This is a genomic window from Candidatus Defluviilinea gracilis, assembly GCF_057138825.1.
The window spans coordinates 1-9945 of sequence record NZ_DBNHEF010000088.1; the positions used below are offsets into that span (position 1 = coordinate 1).

General features: G+C 52.3%; 10 protein-coding genes and 3 tRNA genes. 8 read left to right on the top strand and 5 right to left on the bottom strand.

What is annotated here, in order from left to right; all coding sequences use genetic code 11:
- Positions 1 to 162: 162 nt before the first annotated feature.
- The 3 genes from AC16KF_RS19060 to AC16KF_RS19070 all read right to left on the bottom strand — a co-directional run bounded on the left by AC16KF_RS19060 (position 163) and on the right by AC16KF_RS19070 (position 4006).
- Entirely contained in the window at positions 163 to 951 is a 789-nt protein-coding gene (locus tag AC16KF_RS19060; protein WP_484038955.1) for a beta/alpha barrel domain-containing protein, read from the bottom strand.
- A 5-nt stretch (positions 952 to 956) separates the two neighbouring features.
- Positions 957 to 2609, bottom strand: a complete 1653-nt coding sequence (locus AC16KF_RS19065; protein WP_484038956.1) for a DPP IV N-terminal domain-containing protein — start codon at positions 2607 to 2609, stop codon at positions 957 to 959.
- A gap of 95 nt (positions 2610 to 2704) precedes the next feature.
- Positions 2705 to 4006 (bottom strand): FAD-dependent oxidoreductase, encoded by a 1302-nt coding sequence (locus AC16KF_RS19070; RefSeq protein WP_484038957.1) that lies wholly within the window; start codon positions 4004 to 4006, stop codon positions 2705 to 2707.
- Between the two features lie 154 nt (positions 4007 to 4160).
- Between AC16KF_RS19070 and AC16KF_RS19075 the strand changes: the two genes are divergently transcribed.
- The 4 genes from AC16KF_RS19075 (at position 4161) to acpS (ending at position 7937) form a co-directional block, all read left to right on the top strand.
- On the top strand, positions 4161 to 4922 hold the full coding sequence (locus tag AC16KF_RS19075) for a hypothetical protein (protein ID WP_484038958.1): 762 nt from the start codon (positions 4161 to 4163) through the stop codon (positions 4920 to 4922).
- Between the two features lie 20 nt (positions 4923 to 4942).
- Complete coding sequence (locus AC16KF_RS19080; protein WP_484038959.1) at positions 4943 to 6229, top strand: M16 family metallopeptidase; 1287 nt, start codon at positions 4943 to 4945, stop codon at positions 6227 to 6229.
- Positions 6226 to 7500, top strand: a complete 1275-nt coding sequence (locus AC16KF_RS19085; RefSeq protein WP_484038960.1) for a M16 family metallopeptidase — start codon at positions 6226 to 6228, stop codon at positions 7498 to 7500. Before AC16KF_RS19080 ends, AC16KF_RS19085 begins: the two co-directional genes overlap by 4 nt.
- Positions 7501 to 7571: 71 nt before the next feature.
- Positions 7572 to 7937, top strand: coding sequence for a holo-ACP synthase (gene acpS, locus AC16KF_RS19090; RefSeq protein ID WP_484038961.1), 366 nt, complete (start codon positions 7572 to 7574; stop codon positions 7935 to 7937).
- Positions 7938 to 8059: 122 nt separating this feature from the next.
- Here acpS and AC16KF_RS19095 read toward each other — a convergent pair whose 3' ends face one another.
- The gene (locus AC16KF_RS19095; RefSeq protein ID WP_484038962.1) at positions 8060 to 8311 is read right to left on the bottom strand and encodes a hypothetical protein; all 252 of its coding nucleotides are present in this window, start codon (positions 8309 to 8311) and stop codon (positions 8060 to 8062) included.
- Positions 8312 to 8324: 13 nt separating this feature from the next.
- Positions 8325 to 9110: an FtsK/SpoIIIE domain-containing protein gene (locus AC16KF_RS19100; protein ID WP_484038963.1), complete on the bottom strand. Its 786-nt coding sequence runs from the start codon at positions 9108 to 9110 to the stop codon at positions 8325 to 8327.
- 269 nt (positions 9111 to 9379) lie between these two features.
- Here AC16KF_RS19100 and AC16KF_RS19105 point away from each other — a divergent pair.
- From AC16KF_RS19105 to AC16KF_RS19120, 4 genes are all read left to right on the top strand, one after another.
- A tRNA-Thr gene (locus tag AC16KF_RS19105) sits at positions 9380 to 9452 on the top strand.
- Between the two features lie 47 nt (positions 9453 to 9499).
- Positions 9500 to 9582, top strand: a tRNA-Tyr gene (locus tag AC16KF_RS19110).
- Between the two features lie 29 nt (positions 9583 to 9611).
- A tRNA-Thr gene (locus AC16KF_RS19115) sits at positions 9612 to 9684 on the top strand.
- Between the two features lie 50 nt (positions 9685 to 9734).
- Positions 9735 to 9945: GTP-binding protein (locus AC16KF_RS19120; protein WP_484035794.1), on the top strand; the 211-nt coding region annotated here is incomplete at its 3' end.

The following is a 9945-nucleotide window of genomic DNA, read 5'->3' on the forward strand; positions in this document are numbered from 1 at the left end:
CTGGGCAGACCAAGTGAACCAATTGCGATTTCAGGTCCTTGCTTTTCTCGACCGTTTCTCTCACGGTTCTGAACCGCTCTTACGCTATACCGGCCTTATGTCAGAGTAATTTGTTAATGTTCAAAATCTCGCATTACGTCTTTACTGCGTAAGGTGAGGTGTTTAAGAGAAAATAATTGACGGATTCCACAACGCCGCATCCACCTGCACTGCCAGCGCGCCGACCGAGAGCATCGCGTCGGCGTTTTCTTTTGTCCACACGCCTCCCGCGCCGATGATGGGGATTCCTAGTTTGGCGGCGTTGTGCGTGGTTTCGAGGGTCTGTGGGAAAAGCGAAGGACCATATAACCGCCCCGTTACGAGTTGCGAGTTACGAGATACGAACGCGCCGCGCGGAGAAGCGATGCTGATCGCCTGCGCTCCCTCCTGCATCAAACGCGGACCGAGCGACAGCGCTTGTTCAACAGGCAACGAAAATATCAACGGAAGTTCGCCCAAACACATTTCGAGCGTGAGCAAAATAATATCGTCGGCGAGCAAGGGAGCGAAGCCGAGTTCGACAGCCATCACGTTTTCATGCGACTCTAACATGCGCGCCATTTGTTGCGTCTCTTCGGGGCGGTCAGCCATGAGGTGGACGATGATGGGCAATTCGGAGCGCGTCCACTTGGCGGAATATTTTTTCAGCGCGGCATGGATGCCGGGATTCGGCAGTCCCGTGTGGAGGAGGAATCCGCCGGGGTATTCGATCACAGCCGGTTGAGCAGTCGGCAAACGCGGACGAAGCGAGATCGGGTTGGTCACGAATGCGCCGAGTTCAAGACCTCCGAGATTTTCACCCCCTCCACCATGTTTCGGGAGTGCTTCGCGAAAATCTCGGAGGTCTGGCGCGAACCCCAACGACCCCGCCGCGTTCATCAATGGCTTGCTGAAGTACAGGTCGCGTTTCATAAAGATTATTTTGTGATTTCTACGATGTAAATATTTGATCCGCTAACAATGGCAATGGAATTGCCATCAGGTGACCAGTGCGCATCTTGGACGTCAGTGAATGATGAAGTTAGTTGTTCTAAATTTTCCAATGTTGGAAAATCAACTTGCCATAAACTACCATCCACAGCTACAAGAGCGATTTTTTCACCAGTTGGGCTCCAGATCAAATCGCGAAAGGAAAGAGGCAGAACCAGTTTTTCAGTAGACATGGTTTTAGAATTTAATATTTCCAAAACCTGATTATCTGTTGACAAAGAAGCGAGATACCCACCTATTGGATGCCAACGGAAGGAAAGTTCGGTAACTTGATAAGGTGATAAGGTTGTTAGCTCCTTGTTTGAGAGAGAAAGTAATTCGATTTTATCGTTTATGAAGTCATTTAACCATGCAGATTGACCATCTGCTGACCAGTTGATTTCCATTTGTGAATATCCGGGATAGGCGGTGCTCTCAAAATTGAACAGATTGACCAAATAATCCCCTCCATAACACATAATCCATACATATTCACCAGTGGGAGAGGTTGAAGTTTCTGGGCAGGTCAAATCTTCTGAAATTCCTGCCATCGCTCTTACATCGTAAATTATCTTCCTCGCTGGATCAAACATAGGAAGATATCGAATATCTCCATCATCGATCCAGCTCCATTCGACGAGAAAAAAAGTATCGTTTCGTACCCATTGACCTTTGGTAAATGGAAGCATAGTAGAACGTGCAGGTTCTCCGTTTGTGCTGCGCAATTCTGTCACATCAAAACTATAGCTCCTCCCAGTGGTTATATCGGCATATTGATGACAACACCGATAGATGCGAGTTTCGTCCGATGACCAGAAAAATCTTGATGTTCCTGAATCGTAATTCATGTACCATGCTAGTTCAATTATTTTATTGCTAGTGAGGTCGATGACTGTATCATCATCAACAAGAATTTTCGTCCCACTTGGCGATATAGTAAGGAGCTTTCCCCAATAATGATTAATATCCTGTCCATCAAGGGTATAAGTGAATATAGCTGGTCTGTCATTGTAATCATAGGCGGAGCTGTTATTTCCGGGTCTTAAAACCATGCCAAGTTCCTTCGACCAATACACGCCATTGCAAGAAAGTGGCGATGCAACTTGGTTTACATATGGCAGCCATGTATGCCCGCTTTCAAAATTAATAATAACTGGTTGATGAACTATATTCACGCCGGTTATATAAGCAGAATCGTAAACCTGCCCAGTTGCTGGAAAAAGAAGCAGATGTTGCTCGTCCATCCATTGAAATGGGGGGCAACTAAACCTATATCCTCCGCCCAAACCATAATCCCAGCCCGTGATCTGTCGTATGTTGTGACCATTCGGTCCATCAAGGAATTGGATGAAAAATGCCTTACTCAATAACTCCGGCACTACAGCGGGATCAATAGTCGGTATGAGCGTGGGAGGAACAAAGACTTGAGTTGGAGTGATTTCAACAGAAAGTGTGGAGAATGGGGAAGGAATGGCGGCAGGAGTAATTGTTGGTCTGACGAACGAAGGTACGACAGTGGAGCTCGACTGTGAGGTTTGACTGCATGCGGTCAATAACAGGATTATCGTGAGAACTACATTTAAGCCAAGAAGATTCCTCATGTTGCCCAATCCTTCCTTGAAAAACCAACGACAAAATATTCACAGCAAAATTTTACCCCTCTTCTCCGTTGTTCAGGAGTTGAGGGGTAACTTGTTTACCCCAACCCCACCGCTTTCAACATCTCTTCATTACTATCGAACTTGAATTCCTCGATGCCGCGTTTTTTGGCTTCTTCCAATTCGATCGCTTCCAGTTTTTTGACGTGTTCTTTCAACACGACCGGCTTGCCGAGCGACTTCAATTTTTCCTCCAAGGCAGAAACATCCAGTTCGCCTGCTTGCTTTGTCCCCAAATATTGCAGGATCACTTTCGCCGCATTCGTGCCATCCTTGCGAGCGATGCCCACCAGCCCCGAACTTGCCTTGCGCGACCAGCCGCCCACGAACACGCCCTCGATCGGCGATTCATACGAAAGTCCGTCCACAGGAAAGCGCGGGTTTGGAGTCTTCACGAACTCGCCCCATTCCGTCGGCAAACCAAACGACTCATCCACTTGATCGCCGATGGCGAAGATGACGGTGTCAAGCGGAATCATACGCTTCGTGCCGGCGCCCTTGGCGCTGGTCTTGCCGTCTTTTTCGATGAGAATGTTATCCTCCACTTCCAGGTGAGTGAGTTTGCCGTTCTCGCCGATCATGCCTACCGGCGAAGCGAGAAAATCAAAATGGAATGAGGCGTTATCGGTTTTGGGATCAGCCTTTGTGAGAGAATCCAACACTTTATGACGTCCAATTTCAGGATCCTGGTTGATGGCTTGCAAAGCGGGCAGAACGCGCGCCATTTCGCGCTCGAACTCATTCAGGTCGAGATACGAGATCAAATGCTTCATTTCTTCTTTTGTAAAGTTAACCTCGGCCGGTCCGCGCCGCACCACCGACGTGACCACCTCCGCTTTATATTCGTTGATGAGGTGACGGGCAATGTCCACCATCACGTTGCCCGCGCCGATGATGGCGCATCGCTTCCCAAAGCGGAAGCGCCACTGGCTGTACGGCGGGAGACGATTGTAATAATACACAACATCTTTGGCGTGATACACGCCTTCGAGGTTCTCGCCCGGCAGGTTCAACGACTTGGTGCCCTGCGCGCCCACCGTCACCAGAACCGCGTCGAAGCCGAGGGAACGCAACCCAGCGAGAGTCAGGTCGCCCCGCGTCCCGAACGTGATGTTTCCGTAATAATCGATGTTGGGCATATCCAAGACATGCCGAAACTGCTTGCGCAGTCCCTCTTTCATCGTATGTTTTTCAGGGTAAATGCCATACTCGGCGAGTCCGCCCGGTTTGATGTCGCGGTTGAAGAGTGATACATGGACTCCCTGCGCGGCTAACTCACGCGCCCCGAACAGCCCCGCCGATCCCGCGCCGATCACGGCGACATGGTATGGGTTGGTCACGATGCCTCCTGGAACGCCCTGCGATTTTGAAGAACGAAGAGATTATAGCCAAAAATAACTTTGCGGCAATGTCTTCTGTCTTCGTAACTTTCATACATTTTTTCATATCTATGCTAAGATTACAGGCGTACTGTACCCAAAGCGAGGAGGTCGTATGACACAGTCATCCCCAAAACGTGAGAAACCTTTTGCGCGTTTAATGCGGATCGTGCGCGGCGACGCCGGTCAAACTGCGCGGACGCGCGCCTATCGCCGCGCCAACGCGACTCAAGCCTCCGCGCCGGTTCCCACCCCCCCCGCATCTGATTCTGTTCCCCAACCGACTCGCATCCTACGCGCCTTTTGGACGTTCACCGGCATACTCTCGCTCATCGTAAACATCGTCTTGATTGCCATTTTGCTTGTCGCATTGCGGTTGTTAGGCGCGTTGCAACTCACCGCCAACGACCAGTTCTCCGGGGTGCTGGGCGGGTTATATCTCAATTTTGTGAGAATGGACGAAGCCACCATTTCGACGAACATTCCCGTCAACGCGGCGATCCCTCTCGATATTGTGGTACCGGTCAAAACCACCACGCGCATCGTGCTGGCAGACGCAACCACCATCAACAATGCCCATGTCGTCATCAATACCGGCGGAGTGGATATCGATGCCGATGCGGTGGTCACTCTGCCGGCCGGAACGCCGCTCAATGTGATCCTCGATTTTCCGTTGCCCGTGAAAACCGACCCCAACAATAACCAGATCCAGGTGCCGATCAGTTTGAATGTGCCGGTCGACATTCCGCTCAAAGACACGCAACTGCATGAGCCGTTCGTCGGCTTGCAGGAAGTGGTCAAGCCGTACTTCTGCCTCGTGGAACCGAATGCCGTGTGGAATGGAATCCAAATCTGTTCGTCGGCACAATCCCCCTAAATTTGGAGTCACCCCCGACCATGAAAAACTCGCTCACTGAAACCACCCTCTCCAACGGATTGAAAGTTTTCCTCAAAGAAATTCATACCGCGCCGATCATTTCTTCGTGGTTGTGGTATCGCGTCGGCTCGCGCGACGAAGTGCAGGGGAAAACCGGCATTTCGCACTGGGTCGAGCACATGCAATTCAAAGGCACGCCGCAATTTCCCGCCAACATGCTCGATAAAGCCATCTCGCGCGAAGGCGGCGCATGGAACGCCATGACCTATCTCGATTGGACGGCATACTTCGAAACCATGCCGGCCGACAAAATCGACCTGAGTTTACGTCTCGAAGCGGACCGCATGACAAACAGCCGATTCGACCTGGACGAAGTCGCCTCTGAACGCACGGTCATTATTTCTGAGCGCGAAGGCGGTGAAAACGAACCGCTCTTCATGCTCGGCGAAGCGGTGCAACAAACCGCCTTCCGCGTGCATCCCTACCATCACGAGGTTATCGGCGACATGGCTGACCTCCGCGCGATGACGCGCGACGATCTATACAATCACTACCGCGAATTCTACGCGCCCAACAACGCCGTGATGGCGGTGGCCGGCGATTTCGAAACCGACAAAATGCTGGCGCGCATCCGTGAACTCTACGAGTCGATCCCAGCTGGAAAAGCGCCGGCGCGCGTTGCCCGCCCTGAACTTCCGCAAAACGGGGAGGTGCGACTCAGCGTGGAGGGACCCGGTTCAACTTCGTACGTGCAGGCTTGTTACCGCTTCCCAGCCGCTTCACACCCCGACTTTTTCCCCCTCACCGTGCTGGACAGTTTGCTCGCGGGTCCCAGCAACCTCAACATGTTCGGCGGCGGCATCTCGAACAAAACCTCGCGCCTCTACCGCGCTCTTGTAGATAAAGAAGTCGCGGTCAGCGTTCACGGGGGCGCGTCCGCAACGATCGACCCGTTCTTGTATGGAATCACAATGACGATTCATCCCAAACGCAAACCGGAAGAAGCGCTTGCCGCGCTGGATAAGGAACTCAAACGCGCGCAAGAAGAGAAAGCTTCAAAAGAGGAAATCGTCCGCGCCATCAAACAAGCGCGCGCGTTATTCGCTTATGGAAGCGAGAACATCACCAATCAGGCATTCTGGATGGGCTACGCCGAAATGTTTGCCACGTATGAATGGTTCCAAACCTATCTCGATAAACTGGCAAAGGTCACCGCAAAGGATATTCAACGCGTGGCGAACGAATACTTGAAGCCTCAAAGCCGCGTCGTCGGAACGTATGTTCCTTTGGGCGGGAGGTCTCAATGATGACGATCAATCACTCCGCATTACCCAGCCCTACTGACATTTATCGCGAGGTATTGCCGAACGGGATCACGATCTTGACCCGTTCCAACTTTAACAGCCCGTCGGTGGTTATTGGCGGTTTTTTTACCGCCGGCTCGCTCTTCGACCCCGATGCGAAACTCGGCTTGGCAGACTTTGTGACCTCGGCGTTGATGCGCGGAACGAAGACGCGAACGTTCGATACCATTTACAATGAATTGGAATCGGCCGGGGCAAGTTTAGGGTTCAGTTCGGGCGTCCATTCCTCCGGTTTTACCGGGCGCTCGCTGGCAGAGGACTTGCCGCTCTTGTTGAATTTGCTGGCTGGGTCGTTGATCAATCCCACATTTCCAAAAGCCGAAGTGGAAAAATTGCGAACGCAATTGTTGACGGGTCTTGCGATCCGCGCTCAGGATACGTCTGACATGGCTTCCATGGTGTTTGATGAAATCCTATTCAAAGGTCATCCATATAGCCGCGCGGAGGATGGTCACCCGGAAACGGTCAAGAAGATTAGGCAGGCTGACCTGGTCAAATTTCATCGCGAGCATTTCGGTCCGCGCGGGATGGTGATCGCCATCGTCGGCGCGGTGAAGGCGGCAGAAGCGGTCAGGCAGGTGAAGCGCTCGCTAGGGGCGTGGCAGGTGAAAGGTCAGAAAGAGGCGCCGGCTCTTCCTCCTTTGAAGTCATTAAAGAAAACTGCCCGTAAGCATCACCTGATCGCTGGGAAGTCGCAATCTGATCTTGTGATCGGCACGACGGGTCCCATGCGCAAAGACCCGGACTTTTTGCCGGCGTCGCTTGGAAATAACATTTTGGGGCAGTTCGGGCTGATGGGGCGAATCGGCGATGTGGTGCGCGAGAAGGCCGGGTTGGCATATTATGCGGGTTCGAGCCTGAGCGCGGGGGTGGGTCCCGGTTCGTGGGAGGTGAACGCGGGGGTGAACCCGTCGAATGTGAATAAAGCCACCGAGCTGATCGTAAGCGAGTTGAAGCGATTTGTGGATGACGGCGTGACTGCCGAAGAACTCGCAGATAGCCAGACCAATTACGTTGGGCGTTTGCCTCTTTCGTTGGAATCGAATAGCGGGGTGGTGGGCGCGTTGCTGAATATCGAGCGCCATGATTTGGGCTTGGATTATTATCTTCGCTATGCCGATCTTGTGCGCCAGGTGACGCGTGAGCGCGTGTTGAGCGCGGCGCGCCGGTTCATCGACCCTGAGAAGTTGGCAATTGCGGCGGCGGGGGCGTGAGGGTACGCGGTAATTGGTGTGTGAAAGAGAAGATTAGAGGATTAGAGGATTGGAGACTAGAGATTGGTGAAATGAAGATTGCGACCGGCGTTGATCTGATTGAAATATCTCGCATCGAGGAGGTGATTGGGCGGCATGGCAAGCATTATCTCGAGCGGATCTATACGCCTGCCGAGTTGGAGCAGTGTGGTCAGCGAGCCGAGTCTTTGGCGGGAAGGTTTGCGGCGAAGGAGGCGGTTGCTAAGGCGCTGGGTTCAGGGATTGGGGATGTGATGTGGAAGGAAATCGAAATCTTGGGCGGCGAACAAAAAGCGCCTATGCTGACTCTTCATGGCGCGGCGAAACAAAAAGCAGACTCGCTTGGGTATTCTTCGTGGTCGGTGAGCATTAGCCACAGCCGGAGTCATTCGGTGGCATTTGTGGTGATGACCGGATAAAAATAACCTCCCGTGAGCCAGTTTCACGGGAGGTTTTGCAAAGGACAGGACTCGACTCTTGTCCGTGTTGCTTGGTATTGGCGTTCGTTGAGCAGTTCAACTGCTGAACGAACAATGAACGATCAGTTTTTATCTTCCACGCCAACCCAAATGTGACCGGGGAGAACGGGGCGATAGGCGCGCACGGTGATCCCTTCGCTGTCTCTCAGGGCAGGCTTTTCGCTTTCCACTGCAGAATCCCGCATCATGTTGGGATGCACGAGGCACAGGTCGGGCATGCGCCCATATTTCTTTTTGTAATATTCCGTCGCTTTTTTGATCTTGGTATCCAGCGTGGATTGTGTGTCGTCGAACCAAAGCATTCCGGTGTGCATGTGGGACTCCTTTTTATTCTATGCTTGGTAGCCAAAAACGAAGCCATTGATCGCCTTCGCGCAAGGTAAATTCCGCTCCGTTGTGAAGGGTGGGGAGTTTCGCATCCCGGGCTTTCAACCGGTTGACGATATTTTCATCCCTGATCGATCCGAAGACGCGCGTGCGGAACAATTCGAGCCATGGGTGTAATGAATCTAAACGGCTTGGGTTGAGAGTGACGATGGGCCAAACGCGGCGGGCGGGTCCGCGCAGGAGGAGCCAGCGCAAGTTTTGTCGCGCGTCGAAATCGAGATTGGTTGCGGCTTCGAGATCGTCAAGTAACAACAGAACGGATTGCGAGCTGGTTTTATTTCCGTGCGCCCAGGATGCCAGCGAAAGAATGAACTCCTCAGACGAAGTGGCGTACAAAGGAAAGACACCGACATTGTTGGGGATTTTTTCAACACCGTTCCATTCCCCGGGGTGGTTGGTCACCACGCCGAACTGCAGGTTGGACGGTTGATGCATCATTCCTGCCGAATGCGCGATCACTTGAAGGAGATTTGTTTTCCCCGCGCCGGCATCGCCCAAGACCAGTAACGGACCTGGCACCGCATCGTGCAAGTTCAACAGCATTGGCAATCCATCGGATGCGACGCCCATGAACATGGCTTCGCTGGGCATCTCACCAAATTCAGAGAGCGCCTGGTTTAACGATGGGTAAGCGGGAACCGGCGTGAGTCGACGCGCCGCGTCTATCTCTGGCTTGAGTTCTGCAAAGGCTTCCATTAACAGGTCGTATCGATTTATATCGCTCATAGAACAAGTGTTCTAAATATACAACTTCTTATTCGCCATGTCAAGGGGCAAATTCATGCCTCGCAATGTGTTTGTCATTCTTGACTGACATTCTGAATCCTGCTACACTTGCGCCCTGCTCCTAGGAGTTCCCGTGATTTTGCGGCGGGACAAAGCGCCGGGAGCAATTTAATTGCCTGTTTAACTTCCCCGTTAAGTATGGCTTTGGTATAATCGCCCTGCTTAATTGTCGTAGCTCCCGTGTGGTTTTGGCAGGGCGCGAAGCACGCGCCGACGTAGCTCAATCGGTAGAGCACCCGCCTTGTAAGCGGGCGGTTACGAGTTCAAGTCTCGTCGTCGGCTCTGAGGTTGCCGCGAGAGGCATGACGGCGATCTTAATAATTTATTTTGGGCAGTTACCCAAGTGGCCAAAGGGGACTGACTGTAAATCAGTTGTCAGACGACTTCGGAGGTTCGAATCCTTCACTGCCCACTACTCGTGCGAACGGGTAAGCACGTTAAGCCCTCATAGCTCAGTCGGCAGAGCACACCCTTGGTAAGGGTGAGGTCACGGGTTCGAATCTCGTTGAGGGCTCAATCGTTGCTATAAAATTTCTTTATCAAATTAAAGAAGGAGAAAGAAAAATGGCGAAGGAAAAATACGATCGGAGTAAACCGCATCTGAACGTGGGGACGATGGGGCACATCGACCACGGGAAGACGACATTAACGGCGGCGATCACCAAGGTAGCGGCCTTGGCGATCGGGTCGGGAGAAGTGAAAGCGTACGACCAGATCGACAACGCGCCGGAAGAAAAAGCGCGCGGCATCACGATCAACATTTCGCACGTGGAAT